The sequence below is a fragment of the Dactylosporangium sp. NPDC006015 genome (assembly GCF_040614215.1).
GTDB classification, from domain to species: domain Bacteria; phylum Actinomycetota; class Actinomycetes; order Mycobacteriales; family Micromonosporaceae; genus Dactylosporangium; species Dactylosporangium maewongense.
This window is the reverse complement of sequence record NZ_JBEXUD010000081.1, coordinates 12251-32721: the sequence shown is the minus strand read 5'-3', so window position 1 is coordinate 32721 and position 20471 is coordinate 12251. Positions and strand designations below refer to the sequence as shown.

The window sequence follows — 20471 nt, the reverse complement described above, 5'->3', positions numbered from 1 at the left end:
GAGTGCTCAGTTTGTGCAGGTGGTCACGCCTGCGGTCGGTGATCCGGGCGTGGACGCGGGCGACCTTCAGCCGTGCCTTGGCCCGGTTCGCGGAGCCCTTCTCCTTGCGGGCGAGGTTGCGTTGGGCGCGGGCGAGCGCGGCCCGGTCGCGGCGCTCATGCTTGGGGTTGGTGACCTTCTCCCCGGTGGACAGGCAGAGCAGGCTGTTGAGCCCGGCGTCGACACCGACCGCACCCGTGGCCGGAACGTCGGGGATCACATCGTCGCAGAGCAGCGAGACGAACCAGCGGCCAGCGGTGTCCTGGGACACGGTCACCGTGGACGGCGATGCACTCTCAGGCAGCGGCCGGGACCACACGATGTCCAGGGGTTCGGTCATCTTGGCCAGGGTGAGCCGGCCGTCGCGGTACCGGAACGCGCTGGTCGTGTACTCCGCCGAGCGGCGCGACCGCTTCCTGGACTTGAACGTCGGATACTTGGCACGCTTCGACCAGAAGTTCGTGAACGCCACCTGCAAGTGGCGCAGCGCCTGCTGCAACGGCACGCAGGAGACCTCGTTGAGGAACGCCAGTTCCTCGGTCTTCTTCCAGCCGGTGAGCATCGCGCTGGTGGCGTTGTAGTTGACCCGTTCCTGGCGCAGCGTCCACGCCTCGGTCCGGGCCTGCAACGCCAGGTTGTAGACCAGTCGGACACACCCGAACGTCCGAGCAAGCTCGGCGGCCTGCCCGGGGGTCGGGTAGAAGCGGTACTTGAACGCCCGCTTCACAGTCCCGGACACGGCCCACACGATGACAGCCTGGATGGTGAACCTTGCGGTGACACCCGGGCAAACGCCGATCCGCCTTGGCGGCGGATCGGCTTTCCCTGCCCTGCTCCGCCGGAGTTCCGTTTCCTCCCCGGCCTGAAGGCCGGAGTATCCACGGAAGGAATCCGATGACTCCGCCTGGGCAATCCCGCGCCAGGCGCGGCTCAGCGCAGTGGTGGCGGGGCGCCGGGGGTGGCGCGGTGCGGCTGGTGTGGCTGCACGCGGTCGGGCGGCGGGTGCCGGGGGCGCTCGCGGTCATCCTGGCCTGCGCCGCCGGGCTGCGGGTCGCGCTGCTGTGGCAGTGGAAGGACTACGGGGCGCTGCAGCTGCCGCTGCTGTTCGAGACCGGCTGCGCGGCGGCGATCGCCGTCGCCGCCGCCAGCCCGTTCGGCGAGCCGGAGCGCGCCACCGGTGGCCGGCTGCCGTGGCTGCGCCTTGGCAGCGCGCTCGCGCTGACCGCGGTCGCGTCCGGCGCGCTGCTCGCGGCCGGCGGCACGCTCCGGGGCGTGCGTGACCTGGCCGGTCTGGTCGGCGTCGGCCTGCTGTGCGCGGTCCTGCTCGGCGGCGCCCCCGCGTGGGCCGGGCCGCTCGGCTACGCCATGGCCGGCGTGTACGCCCTGTACACGCAGTGGCACGCCCCCGCCCTGACGACGCCGTGGATCTGGCCGGGGCGCCCGGCCGGCGACGTCGGCGGTGCGGTCTGCGCCGCGCTGGTGTTCGCCGCCGGGACGGCCCTGTTCACGTGGCGCGGCGCCCGCGACGTCAGTACCTGAAGCCCGCCACCAGCGTCGACAGCTCCGAGGACATCCGGGCCAGCTCGGCCGTCGTCTGCTGGGACTCGGTGACGCCCTGGCTGGTGACGCGGGACGCCTCGGCGACGCCGGTCATGTTCGCGGCGATCTCGCCCACGCCGGCGGCGGCCTCCGCGACGCTGCGGCTCATCTCGCCGGTCGTGGCCGTCTGCTCCTCGACCGCCGACGCGATCGTCGTCTGGAAGTCGCTGATCCGGCCGATGACCTGCGAGATCTGCTCGATCGCGGCGACCGCGCCGGTCGTGTCGGCCTGGATCGCCTCGACGCGCCGGGCGATGTCCTCGGTGGCCCGGGCGGTCTCCTGCGCGAGGTCCTTCACCTCGGACGCGACGACCGCGAAGCCCTTGCCCGCGTCGCCGGCCCGGGCCGCCTCGATCGTGGCGTTGAGGGCGAGCAGGTTGGTCTGTTCGGCGATGGACGTGATCACCTTGACGACGTTGCCGATCTCCGCCGACGACGCACCGAGCTTGTTCATCGTCGTGGACGTCGACTCGGTGATCGTCACGGCATCGGCCGCGACGCGGGCCGCCTCGGCGGCGTTCTGCGAGATCTCCCGGATCGACGCGCCCATCTCCTCGCTGCCGGCCGACACCGTGTCGACGCTGCGGGACACCTCCTCGGCGGCGGCGGACACCGCCTGCGCCTGCACCGAGGTCTCCGCCGCCGACCTGGAGATCTGTGTCGTCACGCCCGACATCTCCTCGGCGGAGCTCGCGAGCGACGTCGCCGAGCCGTCGATGGTGAGCACGGTCTGCCGCAGCCGGACCAGCGCGTTGTCCAGCGCCTGCCCCATCCGGCCCAGCTCGTCGCGCGTCTGGAGCCCGGTGGTGCGGGTGAGATCCCCCTCCGACAGCGCCTCGCACACCCACTGAACCCGGTTCAGCGGCCGCACGACGCCCCGCGCCACGACCAGCCCGACGCCGAGCGCGAGCGCGAGCCCGACGACCAGCAGGATGATCGAGATCCGGCGGTTGCGCTCGTAGCCGGAGCGGGCCGAGGCCGCGGACTTGGCGGCGTCGGCGTTCTCCGCGTCATTCAGCTCCGCGATGTCCTTGTTGAGGGTCGCGACGATCGGCACGACCTCCGTTTCGCGGGTGTTCTGCCACGACACATAGTCATTGCGGACGCCGGCGGACAGCTGCTTGGCCCTCACCAGCTGCACCCAGCTCTGCCAGGTGGCCGCCAGGTGGTCGATGGTCGCCGGGTTGCCCGCGGGGAAGCTCTTGCGGTACGCCTCGATCGCCGCGTCGAACGCCTTCAGGTCGTTCTCGAACATCCCGGTGTACTTCGTCACCGTGTCCGCGTCCTGCGAGATCGCCTGGTTGGCCAGGTCGACCCTGGCCAACGCCGCGGACGCCTTGATCTGCCCGACCGCGGCGACGCTCGCGACGTTGCTGCGGTAGATCCGCTGCGCCGTATCGCTGGCGTCGGACAGCGACAGCAGCCCGGTGATGCCGACGGCGAGCGCGACCACGGCGGCGACACCGATCGCGAAGAGAATCTTGACACGGACGCTGAGATCGGTGAACCAGTTGTGTGTACCGGCAGGCGAAGTCACCAGGGGCCTCCGAAGTACGAGTGAGCTCACCCCACCGTACGAAACGCGGCCTTTGCCCGAAGGCGATTCGCGATCATCGCCCGCCCGGGGTGTTGCCTTCGTCATAGGGTGGAAGACGCGGCGCCGGCCGGGGTGTTGGCGGCGACATGAGCCGACTCTTCGCTCCGGTGACCCTGCGTGGCGTCACGTTCCCCAACCGCGTCTGGGCGGCACCGATGTGCCAGTACTCGTCCGCCGACGGGCACCCCACCGACTGGCACCTGGTGCACCTCGGCGGCATCGCCCGCGGCGGCGCCGGCGCCGTCATCGCGGAGGCGACCGCGGTGCGCCCCGACGGCCGGATCACCCCGCAGGACGCCGGCATCTGGAGCGACGAGCAGGCCGCGGACTACGCCAGGATCACCGCGTTCATCCGCGGCCAGGGCTCGGTCCCCGGCATCCAGCTGGCGCACGCGGGGCGCAAGGCGTCGACGTTCGCGCCGTGGCGGGGCAAGGGCAGCGTGCCGGCGGCCGAGGGCGGCTGGCCGACCGTCGCGCCGTCCGCGGTGCCGTTCGACGGCTTCGCCACGCCCGTCGAGCTGTCCACCGGCGAGATCGGCGCGCTCGTGCGGGACTGGGCCGCGGCCGCCCGGCGCGCGGTCGACGCCGGCTTCGAGGTCGTCGAGGTCCACGCCGCGCACGGCTACCTGCTGCACGAGTTCCTGTCCCCGCTGTCCAACCTGCGCACCGACGCCTACGGCGGCGACCTGGCCGGCCGGTCCCGGCTGCTGCTGGAGGTCGTCGACGCGGTCCGCGGCGCGCTCCCGGACCGGCTGCCGCTGCTCGTGCGGGTCAGCGCCACCGACTGGGTCGAGGGCGGTCTCACCGTCGACGAGGTCGCCGAGGTGGCCGCCGTCCTCGCCGGGCACGGCGTCGACCTGGTCGACGTGTCCAGCGGCGGCAACCACGCCGGCCAGCAGATCGTCGCCGGCCCCGGCTACCAGGTGCCGTTCGCCCGGGCGGTCCGCGAGCGCTCCGGCCTGCCGGTGGGCGCGGTCGGGCTCATCACCGAGCCCGCCCAGGCCGAGAAGATCCTCGCCGAGGAGTCCGCCGACGTGGTCTCGCTCGGCCGCGCGCTGCTGCGCGAGCCGTCGTGGCCGCAGCGGGCCGCGCTGGAGCTGGGCGACGACGTGGCGTGGCCGCCGCAGTACCGCGCGGGCCGCCCGGCCGTTCCCGTCGCGATCCCCCGCTCATAGCCCGCCGGCGTAGTCGAACCAGTCGAACCGGACGGTGCCGTCGGCGCAGTACATGCCGATGACCCGTCCGGTGAAGCCGCCGGCGACCTCCGTCGACAGGTAGCGGCCGTCGAGCGTGGCGAGCGCGGTGAAGGTCCCGTCGGCGCCCTCCACTCCGAACGCCAGGACGTCGGGTCCGCACCGGGGGTCATCGGTGGATGCGGGCGCCACGTCGACGCCGAGGACGACGGGTCCGTCCGGCACCGGACAGGACGCCACCTCGGCGCGCAGCGGGCCGATCCGGGCCAGCACCCTCGCGGTACCGGCGAACACCTCGATCTCGTAGTGGTGGGCCTCGTCGAGGCGGACCACGAGACCGCCGCGGCCCTCCCCTGGGTCGAGCAGCGTCCTGGCCTTGCACGCGAGGTGCTGCTGGCGCCGGGCGACGAGGGTGACGTCCAGGTCGTCCAGCGACCCTCCGGCCGCGTGCAGCGTCAGCCAGCCGGGCCGGTCCTGGCTCGTGGACGGCGGCCGCCGCAGCGAGACCCACCGTGGATGCATGGGACCGTCGAAGTCGTCGCGGACCGGCTCGGCGGCGGCGGGGTACAGCGGCCAGCCCACGGCCGGCAGGTCCAGGGTCAGCGGACCGGCGACCGGCCAGCCGTCGACCCAGCGCACCGGCGCGAGGTACGTCTCCCGGCCGAGGACGTGCCAGCCGGGTGAGCCGCCGCCGGGGCGCACCCCGAGCAGCACCATCCACCAGGAGCCGTCGGGCGCCTGCACGAGGTCGGCGTGGCCGGTGTTCTGGATCGGGTGGTCGGTCCCCCGGTGGGTGAGGATCGGGTTGAACGGGCACGGTTCGAACGGCCCGGACGGCGACGGGCCGCGCGCGACCGACACGGCGTGGCCGCGCTCGGTGCCGCCCTCCGCCAGCAGCAGGTACCAGTGGTCGCCGATCCGGTACAGGTGCGGCGCTTCCGGCGCCTTCGCCCCCGGCGTGCCCGACCAGATCCGCTGCGGTTCGCCGAGCACGGCCCCGGTCGCGGTGTCGAGGCGCACCTGGGATACGCCGGCGACGGTGCACCAGCAGGTGCCGTCGGCGTCCCACGCGAGGTCGGGGTCGATGCCGGCGACGCCCGGCAGCGGGATGGGCTCCGACCAGGGCCCGGCCGGGTCGGTGGCGGTGTAGAGCTGGTTGCCGCCGGCGCTGACGTTGGTGACGACGAGCCAGAACCGGCCGTCGTGGTGGCGCAGGGTGGGCGCGTAGAGGCCGCCGGAGGACCGGGTGCCCGGCGGCAGTGGCAGCTGGCTCGGGCGGTCCAGGGCGTTGCCGATCTGCGTCCAGTGCACCAGGTCGCGGCTGTGAAAGATCGGCACGCCGGGGAAGTACTCGAAGCTGGAGCAGGCCAGGTAGTAGTCGTCGCCGGCCCGGCAGACGCTCGGGTCCGGGTGGAAGCCGGCAACGACTGGGTTGCTCAGGTCGCTCGTCATGCGGTGACCCTTCCAAGGCGTTGACAGTGGGGCCTGGGCGGGGGTCTATTATTCGACTGAACGTTTGGTTAGTTTTCGCTGCTTGTCCGCTGGCCTTCCGTTGGTCCAGTTCCGCTGGTCTTCCGTTGGTCCAGTTCCGTTTGGTCTCGTTGGTCGAGGAGAGCCGCATGCCCAGTCCGATGCTCCGGAGCCACGTCCTCGGCGCCTGGCACACCGCTGACGACGACGGCAAGGCCGTCCACGACGCGGTCACCGGCGAGGAGATCGCGCGGGTCAGCTCCAGCGGCGTCGACTTCGCCGCCGCCCTCGACTACGGCCGGCGCACCGGCGGCCCGGCGCTGCGGGAGCTCACCTTCCACCAGCGCGCCGCCCTGCTCAAGGCGCTCGGCCTGCACATCCGCGAGCAGCGGGAGCGGCTCTACGCCGTGTCCGCCAGGACCGGGGCGACGCTCGGCGACTCCAAGTTCGACGTCGACGGCGGCATGGGCGTCCTGCTCTCGTACGCCAGCAAGGCCAAGCGCGAGCTGCCCAACGACACGGTGTACGTCGACGGCCCCGTCGAACCGCTCGGCAAGGGCGGGACGTTCCTCGGCCAGCACGTCTGCGTGTCGCTGCGCGGCGTCGCGGTGCAGATCAACGCGTTCAACTTCCCGGTCTGGGGCCCGCTGGAGAAGTTCGCGCCGGCGTTCCTGGCCGGCGTCCCCACCATCGTCAAGCCGGCCACGCCGACCGCGTTCCTCACCGCCGAGCTCATCGAGGTCATCGTCGAGTCCGGCATCCTGCCCGCCGGCGCCCTGCAGTTCGTCGCCGGCGGCCTCGGCGACACGTTCGACCACCTCACCGGCCAGGACCTCGTCTCCTTCACCGGCTCCGCGTCGACCGCGCAGCTGCTGCGCACCCACTCCGCGCTGGTCCGCAACGCGGTGCGGTTCAACGCCGAGGCCGACTCGCTCAACCTTTCGGCGCTCGGCCCCGACGCCGTCCCCGGCACGCCCGAGTTCGACCTGTTCGTCAAGGCTCTCGTCGCCGAGATGACCGTGAAGGCCGGCCAGAAGTGCACCGCGATCCGGCGGGCCTTCGTACCGTCAGGGCTGGTCGAGGCCGTGGTCGAGGCGGCGACCGCCCGGCTCGCGAAGACCGTCGTCGGCAATCCGGCCGCGGAAGGTGTACGGATGGGCGCCCTCGCCAGCCTCGACCAGCGCGACGAGGTCCGGCGCAGCGTCGGGGCGCTCACCGGCGCCGGCCGGATCGTCTACGGCGACCCGGAGAAGGTCGACGTGCTCGACGCCGACCCGCAGCGCGGCGCGTTCCTGTCCCCGATCCTGCTCGTCGGCGACCCCGACCGGGCCGAGCCGCACGAGGTCGAGGCGTTCGGCCCCGTCGCCACCGTCATGGCCTACGACACCACCGACCAGCTCGTCGAGTACGCCGCCCGCGGCCAGGGCAGCCTCGCCGGCTCGGTCGTCACCGCCGACACCGCGTTCGCCCGCGACGTCGTCCTCGGCGTCGCCCCCTGGCACGGCCGGCTGCTGATCCTCAACGACCGCGACGCCAAGGAGTCCACCGGCCACGGCTCGCCGCTGCCGATGCTCGTCCACGGCGGCCCCGGCCGCGCCGGCGGCGGCGAGGAGATGGGCGGCATCCGCGGCGTCCTGCACCACATGCAGCGCACCGCCGTCCAGGCCGACCCGGACACGCTCGCCGCGGTCACCGGCCGCTGGGTCGCCGGCGCGCAACGGCACGTCGACGACGTCCACCCGTTCCGCAAGAACCTCGCCCAGCTGCGCCCCGGCGACACCGTCGTCGCCGGCCCGCGCCGCGTCACGCAGGAGGACGTCGAGCACTTCGCCGAGTTCACCGGCGACACGTTCTACGCCCACATGGACGCCGAGGCCGCCGCCGCCAACCCGCTCTTCGGCGAGCGCGTCGCGCACGGGTACCTCGTCGTCAGCCTCGCCGCCGGCCTCTTCGTCGACCCCGACCCGGGCCCCGTCCTGGCCAACTTCGGCGTCGACTCGCTGCGCTTCCTGTCCCCCGTCAAGTTCGGCGACGAGCTCACCGTGACCCTGACCTGCAAGCAGATCACCCCGCGCGAGTCCGCCGACTACGGCGAGGTCCGCTGGGACGCCGACGTCACCCGCCAGGACGGCGAGTCCGTGGCGAAGTACGACGTGCTCACCCTGGTCGCGAAGCCGGCCGGGTGAGCGTCTCGGGCCGCTCCGGCCGACGCCGCAGCGCAGTGGGGGCGGCGGCATGAGCGGCCAGCTTCGCGTCTCGGGCCGCTCAGGTCGACGCCGTAGCGCGGCGGGGGTGGCGGCATGAGCGACGCCGTCGAACTCGGGCAGCGCCCCGGCCGCGGTCGCCCTCCCCGGTACAGCCGCGACGAACTGATCGCGAAGGTCGTCACGGTCTTCAACGAGCGCGGCTACGAGGCCACCTCCATGGAGGACCTCGCCCGCGCGACCGGCCTGAACAAGTCCTCCTTCTACCACCACTTCACCGGCAAGGAGGAGCTGCTCGGCCTCGGCGTCGGCCGCGCCCTCGACGCCCTCACCGCGGTGCTCGCCGAGCCCGAGTCACTCTCCGGCCGCCCGGCGCAGCGTCTCGAACACGTGCTGCGCCGCACCGCCGAGGTCCTCCTGTCCGAGCTGCCGTACGTCACCCTGCTGCTCCGCGTCCGCGGCAACACCACCGTCGAACGCGACGCCCTCCACCGCCGCCGCGACCTCGACACCCGCGTCGCCGCCATGGTCCGCGCCGCCGCCGACGCCGGCGAGATCCGCGCCGACATCGACCCCCGCCTCGCCACCCGCCTCCTCTTCGGCATGGTCAACTCGATCACCGAGTGGTACCGCCCCGACCCCTCCCGCCCTTCCCCCGCCCCCGACATCGCTTCCGCCGTCGTCACCCTCACCCTGCACGGCCTGTCCACCCAACCCGCCCCCTGAGCCGCCCACACGCTCGACCCGGCCGGCACCACGCGGACGCCTGCGTTGTGGTCAGGGGTGATGGCTCATGTGCCGGGCTCCGGGGGCGTCTCGAGGGCGGCGGTGAGGTTGGCGTACTCGGCGTCGTCGAGGACCTGCCGGGCGGCTACGGCGAAGGCGGCGGGACCAAGGCCGACGCGGAGTTGCCGGAGCCGGGCCAGGTTGCGCACAGCCTCCGGCAGGCCGATGGACAGCCGGATGGTGAAGGCCCGCAGATGCAAACGCACAGCGGCCTCGCCGTCGCCGGCCTCCGCGCGCAGATCGCCGAGCTGGCCGACGGCGGTGGCGATGCCGGCCTGGTTGCCGAGGCGTTCGTCGATGGCCAGTGACAGTTCGTACCGGCGTTCGGCCTCGGCATTGTCGCCGCGTTGCCGGGCGAGAATGCCGAGGCGGCCGTGGCCGCTGGCGAGGCGAGCCTGGTTGCCGAGGCGTTCGTGGATGTCGAGGGCCAGCCGGTACCGGCGTTCGGCCTCGGCATGGTCGCCCCGGTCGTGGGCGAGGATGCCGAGCTGGTGGTTGCCCACGGCGATGCCCGCCTGGTCGCCGAGGCGTTCGCTGATGCTCAGCGCCCGCTGGCAGCGGCGGGTGGCCTCTGCGTGGTCACCACGCAGTTGGGCGAGCTGGCCCAGTTGGTGCTCAGTGCTGACGGTGCCGAGCTGGTCGCCGAGGCGTTCCCTGAGGCCCAGCGCCAACAGGTACTGGCGCTCCGCCTCAACGAGGTCGCCGCGCTGCTGGGCGAGGATGCCCAGCTGATGGCGGCCAGCGGCGACGCCGGGCTCGTTGCCGAGTCGCTCGTTGATGGTCAGCGCCAACCGGTACCGGCGCTCCGCCTCAGCGAGGTCGCCGCGGTCGAACGCAAGGCTGCCGAGTTGGCCGTGGCTGATGGCGACGCCGACTTCGTCCCCGCGGCGTTCGTTGCCTGCCATGGCCCGCTCGTAGTGCAGTTCGGCTTCCGCGAGGTCGCCGCGCAGGTGGGCGAGGACGCCGAGCTGGTGGGTGCAGGTGCCTGCCCCCCTGTCGTCGCCGAGTTGCTCGAACGCGGTCAGCGCCTCCTGGTAGCTGCGTTCGGCACCGTCGAGGTCGCCTCGGTGCTGGGCGAGCAATCCGAGCTGGTGTGTCCACGCGGGCCGTCGGGGGTGGCCCGGTGGCAGACGGCGCAGGGTGTCGTGGATGAGGGCGGCCTCGCGATCCCAGGCCCCCCAGCGGTGCAGTCGTAGGCAGATGTGTTCGGTGAGAACGTTGGCGGCGTCGAGGTCGCCGGCAGCGATGAGATGGTGACAGGCCTCTTCGCGGTCGAGCAGGTCGGCGACGGGATCCTGCGGTCCTGTTTCGGCCCGCCACTGCCGGTACTCGGCGGCGGAGCGGTGCGCCCGCGTGACCTCGCCGACCAGGTGGGTTGTGCGTGGGGTCTGCCAGCGGCGGTGCAGTTCGGTGGCGGTCCACCGGTGCATGAACACCGTCCCGGTGTCCTGGTCGTGGTGGATCAGGCTGCTGTTGCGCAGCACCACCAGCAGGTCTGCCAGGTCGTCGGGGGCGGTGTACGGCGGCCGGCGGTGGGCGTTGACGAGGTCCTCCAACTCGGCGCGGTCCCGTGGGGCGAGGGGCCCGGCCGGGTCGAGCGCGGCGGCCAGGTCGGCAGGCATCAGCTCGTAGGTGCCGAGCAGCGCCGACATCCTGGTGGTGACGGCCACCCGCGCGGCGGGTGACGCGGCCGGGTCGGGGACGCCGGTGTGAAAGGCAAGCGCTACGGTCGGGACGCTTTGCCGGTGGACGCTGACCGCGGCAAGGGTCTCCAGCGCGCCGGGTATCTGCCCGAGGCGGGTGAGGTGGTCGGTGAGCAGGACGTCGTCGGCGGTGAGGGTGATGGTGTCGGCGAGGGCGTCGGCCAGGGTGCGGTCCTGCGCGAGCCACAAGGCTGTCCTGGTGGGGCCGAGCCGTGCGGTCACGGCGGCGGTCAGCCGGTCGGTGACGTCGTCGAAGCGGGCCTGTCCTTGCCCGAGGAGCGCGTCGAGGTACTCCAGCGATCGGGGGTGGCCGCCGACGAGCCGCCATACGTCGCCTGCGGCAGCGGTCGTGGGGGCGTGCCGGTCCACGTTGGGCAGCGACCACAGCAGCTTCGCGGTCTCCGCGGCGGTCAGCGGCCCGACCGGCTGCTCCAGCAGCCGCCGGTTGACCGCGGCGGTGACGTGCACCGGGTGCCGGGAGGTGATGAGCAGCCTGCTGAGGCCGGCGTCGGCGAGCCATGCGGTGAGCAGGTCGGCGAGTGCCGGGTCGGTGACCACCCAACGGTCGCCGGCCGGGGTGAGGTTGTCCTCGAAGTTGTCCAGCACGAGCACGATCGGGATGTCGTCCAGGACGTCCTCGCGCAGCAGCGCGAACCGGTCCTGCCAGGACAGGTCCATCCGGTCAGCGGCCTGCACGGCTGCCGTCTGCGGGCCGGGGACGGTCTGACGGCGCAGCAGTTCGCGCCGGGCCGCCGTGGCGGTTGCGGCGAGGACCCCGTCGACGGTCACCTGCCCCGATACGGTCGCGACGCGGCACGCAGGGTCGCGGTCCACGATGCGGCGCAGGACTTCACCGGCGAGGGCTGTCTTGCCGATGCCGCCGATGCCGTGCAGGACGAGTCCGGCGTAGGTGTCGCCGTCCAGTGCGGCGGGCAGACTGCGTTGCAGCCGGCGGCGGCCGACGAACCGGCCTGGGGGCCTCGCCGCGACGCCGCCCCACGTGGTGGCCCGCACCTGGGGGGCCGGCACGTGTGGCAGGGTGTGATCCACTACGGCGATCCGCGGGCCGGCGGCGAGCAGGGTCACGACACCCCACTCGTCGAGCCCCGCGACCTGGACCGTTAACGGGTCCTCGGCCGTGGCCAGGTCGTGGTGTACGAGCCGGCGCGCGTCGGTGACGGCCCGCACCACGTCGGCGTCGGGTATGGCGGCGAGTTCGGCGTAGATGCGGGCGAACAGCAGCGTCGCGTACCGGTCAGTGACGCTGGTCTGCGTGCCGATGACCGCGGACGCGCCACGGGCCGCCAGGTGCGCGGCATAGGAGGAGCCGTCCTGCTCGCCGCCGGTGTCGGTGTAGCAGGCGGCAAGGGAGATGACTGGCGGCATGCGCCCGGACGGCACCGCCTCCAGGATGAGCTCGTCGGCGGTGACGGGTCGGGCGTTGCCGTCGTCGTCTTCCAGCAGCAGTACGCCGGGGCGGCCGTGTGCGGAGATGTGCAGCACGTGGACACCGCCGCTGACGTCGAGCGCGGCGCGGATCGCCGCTGTCGTCGCGAACGGCACCACCTCGACCCGTGCGCCGCTGCGCCGTGCCTTGTGGACGGCCTCCGTCACGGCTCGCAGCTCGTGCTCGTAATCCAACAGGGGGCCGCCGTTGATGTCCGGGGAGGCGATAGCGACCACAATCCGCAGCGGACCCGCCAGGCCCGCCGACGGGAACTGTGCGGTGCCACCGATGCTGCGGTACACGCTGATCCGCGGAAGCAGCGCAAGCGGCTGCCGCGTTTCCGGGTCGGGCAGGGCTTCCCACGGCAACCACGCAAACCCGGGGGCATCCACGGCGAGGCGCAGCGCGATCGTCTCCCGCACCGTCCGTCGCACCAGATCGGTCAGCGCCGCGGCAAGGGGTCCAGGCAGGAACGACTCGGCCAATAGGACCCCGGCGCGCCGCAGCGACAGCAGATCCGGAGCGGGGGCTGCCGCCAGGTCCCGTCCTGATGGTCTGCCGCCGGACCGAGTCCGTTCCCGGCGTGCGTCGTGGATCGCGTGCCCCAGCCCAGGCCGCACCCCGTCGTGCGGAGCCCGGAAGTCCACACCTGCGCCGGACAGCCGGACCTCTGCAGCTGTCACGGAGAGCGTGATGTCGAGTGCCTCGAGGCGTGGCCGGGTCACCGTGCGCAGCCATCGGTGTATGGCACGTCCGGGCCGACGAACCGTTCCCATTCCTCGACGTCCAGCGCACGGCGGTCGCCGGCGCAGGCGAGACCTACGGGGTCGGCGGCGATGGCATCGACGGCGGTGATGTCCCAGACGAGCGGGGCGCCGCTCGTGCTGCCGGTGAGCACGACCTGCTGGCTCGGGCCGAACGTGGCGACGTTAATCGGCCCGCGGTTGCCGCGCAGCTCGGCAACCTTCCGCGGCTGTTGAGGGTCCAGGATCGTCCAGAGGGTGACGCTGCCGTCGCCGTTGCCGGTCAGGGCGAGGGTCTTGGCATGGTTGATGCCGGCGACGCGGACGGCGGTGCCGTGGCCACGCATCGCGCCCCTGGCGATCGGGTGGGCCGGGTCGGTCAGGTCCCAGAGGGTGGCGGCCGCATCGGTGTCTCCGGCGCGTACCAGCAGCCTGCCGTCGGCGCTGAGCGCCAGCGCGGTGACCGGTCCGCTGACGGGCCGCATGCCGGCGACCCGGCGGCGCTGGCCGGACTCGTCGACCTTCCACACCGCAGTGTCGCCGCCGGCCCCACCGACTGCCACGGTGGTGCCGTCGAGGCTGAACGCCAACATGATCGGTTCGGTGACACCGCTCAGCCACCGGTCGATGACCTCGGGCCCGGTCCCGGGTCCGGTCCGCCACAGGGTCAGATCGCCAGCGCCCCCGGCGGCGACGGCGAGTTGCCCGTCACCGCGGAGGCCCACGAACTTGGCCGGGAGGTCGTTCGGCACAGGCAGGGGCTCTGGTTCCCGGCCGTTGAGGTCCCAGAATCGTGGCCCGCCGGAGTCGCCGACGGTGAGCGCGAGCCTGCCGTCGCTGCTCAGCGCGACGGACCCGACGTGCCTGACCGAATCGGGAAAGGCGGTGACCCGCCGAGGGCTGGCAGGGTCCAGCACGTCCCACAGGACCGCAGCTGCGTCCGTGGCGGCGACGACCTGTCCCGCGCCGCTCGCGGCGATCGTACGGGTGGGGCCTGTCATGCCGAACAGGGAGCCGCGGAGGTGGTACGTGGCGCGGGGGGCGATGCTCCATACGATGGCGGCGCCGTCGGCCCCGCCGGTCAACGCGGTCTGCCCGTCGGCGGCCACCGCGACCGAGACGACCGGCCCGGTATGTTCGCGCAGCACCTGCCTGACCTGGTCGGTGCTGCCGCTCGTCGCTTGCCAGACGATGCTGTCACCGCCGGTGCCGCCCACCAGCGACACGGTGCCGGTGCTGTCAGTCGCAGCGGAGATCATGTCGTCGGTGGTCGCCACGGCGGCCACGGCGGCGTCGCCGCTGCGCAGAAGGTTCGGCAGACTGCCGTACAGCTGCTGGCTGAGTTCGGTGAGCTGGATGATGGCCGTCACGCGCTTCGTAGCGCCGACGACGACCCGCTTGGCGTCGGCGGACAGTGCGAGTGTCCTGACGTCGTCGTCCGCGACCTGGACCGGCTGGTCTGTCGCAGCGGCGCCGACGTTCCACCGGTACAGGCCCGTCGTCGAACCGGCCAGCACCATCCGGCCGTCAGGAGTGGTCACGGCAGCATTCAACCGACCGCTGGGGACCTGCAACCGCTGCGTGAGACGGGCCACCGAGGTGGTGACGTCCCAGAACAGCACCTGCCCGTCGGCCTGCGTCGTCATGACTCGGGTGCTGTCGCCGAGAAACGCAAGCGACACGATCGTGCGGTTGACGCCGGTGCCCGGTGGGGGCGGCGACCATGTCGCGACCGGCAGGGGCCGGGCCGGGTCGGCGACGTCGAACAGGATGGTCGTGCCGGAGGCGCCGCCGACGAGCAGCCGCTGTCCATCGGCGCGCAACGCCACGGCGGTCACCGGTTCGCCGGTCGGCAGCTGATTGGTGCGGACCGGATCGCCGAGGTCGCTGATGTCCCACAGGGTCACGGACTTCAGGCTGGCCGTGACGGCCAGGCCGGCGGGACCGAGCGCGACCGCGGTGACCGGATCGACGGTGTCGGCCAGCACGACCGATGCCTGGTCACCGGCCAGCGTGGAGACCAGGCCGGCCCGGGTCGCCGGAGTGTCGTGGACGGTCACCGCCGCCAGTCCCAACCGGACGGCGAGCGCGGGCTGTTCTCTGCGGTTATCAACGGCCCGTCCGAGTAGCTCCTGCGCCAGGCGGTCGCGTTGGGCGTCGCCGACGTCGTGGGCGGCGGCGGCGAGCTGGTTCTGGTTGACGGCGTTGTACACACCACCGCCGACAAGGGCGGCGACCACGACGCCGACCACCACCAGCGGGGCCTTCCGCAGCTTGCGTAGCCTGCTGCGGGCTTTGCCGACGGTGGGCACCCACACCGGAGCTGCGCCCGGCGGCAACGGGCGGGGCGCCTCGGCCTCGCTGTCGGCAGGGGCGATGAGCCGCCACTGATTCCGGCCGGACGCGGCGAGCTTCGCGTGCAGACCACCGACCTTCTGCAGCCGGCCGTCCTCGCCGATAACGCCGGTGACGGCAGCCTGCTGCCGGGCCATCCGCAGCGTCGCGGCACGAAGCCACCGCCGCCGCAGCCGCCGGTCACGCAGTTCGAGCAGCCCCACCCCGAACGCCGCGCCCAGCGAGGCGCCGGCGATGAGCCGCTGCGGTCGCCCTTCGTGCGTGGTGGACCACAGCACGCACGGCGGCCGGGTGTCGCTGCCGAACACATGACGCCAGGCCGCGGTGAGCGCGGCGCTGAACTCGTCGTCACCGGCCCGGAAGAACACCATCTGCCGGGGGTCCGGGTACAAGCCGGCTGGGCCGTCGGGCACGATCGTCAGTTCCAGGGTGCCGGCGACCCCGTCGACGTCGGCGCTGGTGGCGTCGTAGACGACGTTGATCCGTTGGCTGTCCTGGGCCGCGGTCAGCGCGCCAGCGAGCATCGCGGCCTGGACCGCGACCCAGGTGCGCGGCGGTCCGCCAGCCATGGCGTCGATGCGCCGCAGGAGGGCCCGGACCGGGCCGGAGCGGGCAGCCGCGGCGAGGCCCGGAGCCGTGTCGAGATCCGGTAGGACCGGCGGAGCCGACCAGTATGCGATGGCCTGCTCCAGCCGACGGTACCCGTCTGGTGCGGTGTCCTCGGGGGCGCCGCAGCAGGCGGCGATGCCGGCCAGGATCCGGGCGGCCCGAGCGACCTCCGGACCTCCGTAGCCGCCCAGCGCGGCGAAGAGTTCTCGCTCAGTGCCGTCCGCCCAGTCGGCGAGCCGGTCCGGGGCGAGCTCGGCCGCTTCTTGGCATGCCCGCCACCACAGGTGCTCGTCAACGAGCCGCTGATACACGTCACCGGCGGTGACCGTCGAGGCGGGATCACGCAGCCCCTCGATGAGGCCGTCCACGTCGGCGAGCGCCGAGCCACGCGTACGTTCCGCACCGGTCTCCGTCATCGCTGCTCCTGTCCGGCCGAGCTGGTGATGGTGCTTCGGTGCGGGTCGGACAGCGACGCGGCGAGGGACCGCCAGGTGTCCCGGGTCGCGGGCGTGACCGCGGCCTGCACAGAGGACCGGACCTGCTCGGCGGGCCAGCCGACGAGACCGGCGGCCGGAAACGGCGCCGAGACGTGCCACGGCTGGCGCGGATCGAATCCGGCGAGCAGCACCACGGAGCTGGTCGGGCTGCCGTCGGTCGGGACCGGCACGATTACGACGACCCGGTCGGACGCCGCCGTGCCGTACTCGATCACCGTCACGAGGAACTCTTCGACGGGCGCGGCGGCGACCTCGAGGTGATACCGCCGTTCCCGTTGCCGCAGCACTAGTCGCAGACCTCGCCACGGCAGCTGGATGCGAGTTTCGGCCGGACGTGCGACAGGGCCGCTGGCGTACACGACGGCGGAGTCGCCGGCGAGCGGCAGCGCGAACAGCTGCACCGGAAGCCGCAGCGTCGTGGCGAGCCGGTCGAGCTGGACCCGCCAGCGCCCGCCCGTGACGCCGCGGAACCGGACGCTTCCGCTGTCGTCGAAGACGCCGAGCACCTGGCCGCCGGCGTGGGTGAGGGCGGCGGACTGCGCGGTGAGGTCGGCCGTCGGCCGGTTGTCGACGTACACGGCGAGCGCGACGTCCATTCCTCCGGCGTCACCGGGTGCCACGGTGGCCGCAACGACGACGCCCTCGGCCGTCACCTCCAGAAAGTCGGTGGACCCGTCAAATCCGGTGCGGCTCAACGCCTGCAGCGCCAGCGCCGTCGCCTCTACGGTCCGTCCATCCCGGGCCTCGGCACTCGCGGCGCGCGTCTCGGCAGCCGCCGAGGGTGCCGTTGCAGTCGTGGGTGCCGGCGGCGGTGAATTGGGGATGAGGGTGACCTCGCCCGGCGGCGGGCCGTAGGGCAAGACGGTGCCCGGTCGGTCCGGGTCCGCGCCGGTGAACGCGGTCAGCGGCCCGTCGTGCAGCGCCGCTAGGTAGCTGCGGAGCCGCCGCAGCGTCGCCGTGTCGTGCAGATCGGGCAGGTCGACGAGGCCGGTGATGAGCAGCCGGAGTCCTTCGGCGACGAACGGCAGTTCGCCGAACGACGCCCGCTGCAGCCCGGCAGCGATCCGCGATTCGTCCGGTTCGGCCCGGTACTGCTGCTGGGTCACCCACAACACGGTCGCGTCGACCGAGTCCGGATACTGTCCGGCCAGCGTGTCGACCCAGTCGGCGGCCCGCGGATCACCGATCCGCAGCAGGTAGTAGCCGACGGCGAGGTCCAGCAGTTGCGGGTCGGCGACGTACGCGACGGCCCGCGCCCGGTCCAGCAGGATGTCGTCGGCGACCACACCGGCGAGCGTGAGCTGCCCGCGGAACAAAAGCTGCAGCAGCGTCGTGGCGGCGTCCGGCGGCGGCGCGACGACCCACGTGCCGGGCTCCTCGCCGGCAGCGATCCTCAGCGGGGTATCACGTGGCACGACCAGGATCGGGGTGTGGGCGGTGTCGGTGCCGACCTGGACGCCGGTGAGCCTGGCGGAGCGCCGCGCGATGACCGTCACGTCGAGGTTGCCGCCGCCGGACTCCTCGATGGTGCAGCCGCGGCTGGGCCGCCACCCCCGACGCTCGTATTCCCAGGCACGCAGCCACGTCGGTCGGTCGCGCAGCGGCGCCGGGCGGGCGGTCAGGACCGCCTCGGACCTGTCGGGGACGGCAAGCGTCGCGCGGAGCCGACCCTGGCCCGGCAGGTAGCCGATCGCCAGATACCGGCCGGGATCCATCGCCACGACGGCGGGTTCGGCGGCTCGCAGCGGGGTACGGGCGATCGTCTCGAGCCGTTCGTCGACGAGTTCCAGCACTCCGACGACGGCACCGTCGGACACGTCGGCGTCGATGTACCGCACGGATGCAGTGGCGCCGGCCATCACGAGCCGACCGTCAGATCGAAGACGAACCGAGGCGGCGGCCACAGCCACAACGCGTGCTGCGCGTCCTGGAACGCGCCAGAACGGAACGAGGCGGAGTACTCGTAGACGGCGGCGTCGGCGGTGTCCTCCCACGGCGCCGCTGCCGCGGGCCGTGACTGTTCGGTGCCGCTGTTCGGGTCGCGCAGCCGCAGATCCGCGGCGGTGAGCGCGGCGCCAGGGTCGCAGCCGAGCCGGAACTGGATCCGGGGTGGATGCCGCAGCCTGCGGATCGATCGTCGGCCGCTGCTGCCGCCGTCCGGCTGCTGGCCTCGGGCGGCGGCCCGGTCGTCTCCGGCGAGCAGCTCCGCGAGCGTCGTGGCGAGCCGGTCCTGACGCACCTCCCACCGGCCCGACACCTGTTCGGCGGCGGCGCCGTCCAGCGCGGTGAGCAGGTGCGTGGTGAACAGGGTGATGCCGTCGCCGTCGCCGTATGCCGCCTGCGCCGCGCGGGTCGACCGGATGATGGTCGTGTCGCGATGTACCTGGCGCCGGGCCGGCTGCAGCAGAGGCCGGCACTGGATGTCGTCGAGCTCGTCGACGGCCTCCGACGTGCTGCGACAGGCGTCGATGTAATAGCACTGGGTCAGCGCCGCGCACCGCTGCATGCCGCGGACCAGGTGCTGCACGTTGATGGCGGACTCGAAGAAGTTCAGCGGCGCCGACCCGACGTCCTCGAGGGCGAGGATGTGCCGGTCGGCGTGCTCGACGCCATGGCCGCTGAAGAACAGCACCGCCACGTTGCCGGGGTCGGCGTCGCAGCGGGCGTACCAGCGGCTGAATGCGGCGTGGACCGCGTCGAACGCCGGCTCGTCGACGGGTACGCCATTGAACCGCGGTTGCTGCTGCGGCTCGGACATGAGCAGTTCGACGCTGCCGAGCGGGGCGATCGCGTCATCGGCCTGCTCGCCGATCAGCCACTCCGCGAACCTCGCCGCCGAGCGGGCTGTCGACGCGCGCGCCGGGAACTCGGCGGCGAGGTCGCGATACGCGTGCACATCGTCGGCCGGCACACCCGTGGGTGCCTGGCCGTGCGGGCCGGCGGCGTCGCGGGCGTTGCGGTATCCGCCGACCCCGATCACCAGCGCGTGCGTCGCCGGTCCCTGGACGCCGCTGTCGAAGACCGTCGTCACCGGACAGCCAGCCGTGCCGCGAGCCGCGCATGGAAGTTCGGCTGGCGCAGGTAGGCGGTGTGCGCCCAAGCCGCCCCTGACGGGTACAGATAGTCAGTTACCCCGTCGAAGACCACGGACGCGCGGTAGGCGAGCGGGTCTGCGACGTCCACGACGTTGAGCCATTGTCGTACCCCCGGCGGTAGTGGCATCCGCAACCCGGCCGCGCGGGTGACGTCGACACGTTTGTGCCGGAACAGCTTCAGTTCCTCAAACAGCGCCACCTGGGTGCCGATCGTGACGAGGACGTCGACGCGCAGGTCAGGCCGGAAATGGGTGAGCACGTCGTAGACAATGTTGCCGCCCATGCTGTGTGCGAGGACGACCAGCGGTTCTCCCGGTGCGGTGGCCCGGACCGCCCGCTCCAGGCCGGTGATGACGTCCACGACGATCGGGCCGGGGTGCTCGGCCGTGCCGCGGGCCTCCAGATACGTGGCGACGTCGCCGAACAGGGTCGCCACGGTCCGGCCGAACAGCCGTCGGGCCCCGGAAACGGCCGCACCGGCGGGGGCGGCGAGCAGTTCGCGGCGGATCCTGCCGAGGACTCGGGCGAGGGCGTGCTGGACGTCGTCGCCGTCGCCGAGCTGCTCCAGCAGCGGGCCGTCCGCCGGGAGGGACACGGCATACAGCTGCCGGACCAGTTCCCGGTCGTTGCGGACGTGGGCGAGCCAGGGGAAGCGGTCCAACTGCGAGCCGTCCGGCTGCAGGCAGATCTGCCGTTGGCAGTACTTCACCACTGTCGGGGCGAAGTCCAGCAGCGCCGAGCTGGTGCCGGGGCCCTGGTCGGCGACGCTGTACAGCAGGTCGACGGCGTCGGGCAGCGAAATCTTGGCGAGGGCCAGCAGCGCGGTCTCGACGTCTGCGGGGTCGCCGCCGAGGGCCGCGGAGATCCATCCGGCGTCGTCGGGACCGAGCCGTTCGATGCCGGTGAGGTTCGCCGACTCGAGGTCCCAGGCGAAGGTGGCGCCGTCGGCTCCCCAGTACGGGCTGATGATCTCGACGTTGTCGGGCCTGGTGAACAGGGCGGGGAGCAGCAGCGTCCGCAGCAGCGTGTCCCGGGTGTTCCCGGTCGCGTCCGAAGGTGATTCGAACCGGTTGCCGACCCCGTGGACGTAGACGACGGCCAAGTGCTGGTCCTCTCCGTATAGTGCTCCGTGAA

12 protein-coding genes are annotated in these 20471 nt (G+C 72.8%); 4 read left to right on the top strand and 8 right to left on the bottom strand.

All coding sequences use genetic code 11. The features are described from left to right. Nucleotides 1-778, bottom strand: a 778-nt coding sequence (locus tag ABZ321_RS56295; protein ID WP_354904996.1) for a transposase, incomplete at its 3' end; no start/stop codon positions are given. Between the two features lie 227 nt (nt 779-1005). Here ABZ321_RS56295 and ABZ321_RS56290 point away from each other — a divergent pair. Then, on the top strand, nt 1006-1578 hold the full coding sequence (locus tag ABZ321_RS56290; RefSeq protein ID WP_354904994.1) for a hypothetical protein: 573 nt from the start codon (nt 1006-1008) through the stop codon (nt 1576-1578). On the opposite strand, the gene ABZ321_RS56285 is transcribed toward ABZ321_RS56290, so the two are convergent. Next, nucleotides 1568-3175: a methyl-accepting chemotaxis protein gene (locus ABZ321_RS56285; RefSeq protein ID WP_354904991.1), complete on the bottom strand. Its 1608-nt coding sequence runs from the start codon at nt 3173-3175 to the stop codon at nt 1568-1570. The genes ABZ321_RS56290 and ABZ321_RS56285 overlap by 11 nt on opposite strands. 146 nt (nt 3176-3321) lie before the next feature. Between ABZ321_RS56285 and ABZ321_RS56280 the strand changes: the two genes are divergently transcribed. Then, entirely contained in the window at nt 3322-4410 is a 1089-nt protein-coding gene (locus ABZ321_RS56280; protein ID WP_344511856.1) for an NADH:flavin oxidoreductase/NADH oxidase, read from the top strand. Here the strand turns inward: ABZ321_RS56280 and ABZ321_RS56275 are convergent. Next, nucleotides 4405-5880, bottom strand: a complete 1476-nt coding sequence (locus ABZ321_RS56275; RefSeq protein ID WP_354904988.1) for a glycoside hydrolase family 43 protein — start codon at nt 5878-5880, stop codon at nt 4405-4407. The two genes, ABZ321_RS56280 and ABZ321_RS56275, sit on opposite strands and share 6 nt — an antisense overlap. A 167-nt stretch (nt 5881-6047) precedes the next feature. Here ABZ321_RS56275 and paaZ point away from each other — a divergent pair, with 167 nt between their 5' ends. After that, nucleotides 6048-8084, top strand: coding sequence for a phenylacetic acid degradation bifunctional protein PaaZ (gene paaZ / locus ABZ321_RS56270; RefSeq protein ID WP_344511851.1), 2037 nt, complete (start codon nt 6048-6050; stop codon nt 8082-8084). 114 nt (nt 8085-8198) lie between these two features. After that, entirely contained in the window at nt 8199-8828 is a 630-nt protein-coding gene (locus tag ABZ321_RS56265) for a TetR/AcrR family transcriptional regulator (protein WP_354904985.1), read from the top strand. A gap of 65 nt (nt 8829-8893) precedes the next feature. Here the strand turns inward: ABZ321_RS56265 and ABZ321_RS56260 are convergent, their stop codons facing one another. The 5 genes from ABZ321_RS56260 to ABZ321_RS56240 are packed head-to-tail and all read right to left on the bottom strand — an operon-like array spanning nt 8894 to nt 20439. Continuing rightward, nucleotides 8894-12814, bottom strand: a complete 3921-nt coding sequence (locus ABZ321_RS56260) for a tetratricopeptide repeat protein (RefSeq protein WP_354904982.1) — start codon at nt 12812-12814, stop codon at nt 8894-8896. After that, nucleotides 12760-16161 (bottom strand): hypothetical protein, encoded by a 3402-nt coding sequence (locus ABZ321_RS56255; protein WP_354904980.1) that lies wholly within the window; start codon nt 16159-16161, stop codon nt 12760-12762. Before ABZ321_RS56255 ends, ABZ321_RS56260 begins: the two co-directional genes overlap by 55 nt. Then, nucleotides 16158-18080: a hypothetical protein gene (locus ABZ321_RS56250; protein WP_344511843.1), complete on the bottom strand. Its 1923-nt coding sequence runs from the start codon at nt 18078-18080 to the stop codon at nt 16158-16160. The genes ABZ321_RS56255 and ABZ321_RS56250 overlap by 4 nt, the downstream gene beginning before the upstream one ends. Nucleotides 18081-18100: 20 nt before the next feature. Further along, nucleotides 18101-19273, bottom strand: a complete 1173-nt coding sequence (locus ABZ321_RS56245; protein WP_344511841.1) for a caspase family protein — start codon at nt 19271-19273, stop codon at nt 18101-18103. Continuing rightward, nucleotides 19270-20439, bottom strand: a complete 1170-nt coding sequence (locus ABZ321_RS56240) for a hypothetical protein (protein WP_354904977.1) — start codon at nt 20437-20439, stop codon at nt 19270-19272. Before ABZ321_RS56240 ends, ABZ321_RS56245 begins: the two co-directional genes overlap by 4 nt. Nucleotides 20440-20471: the final 32 nt, after the last annotated feature.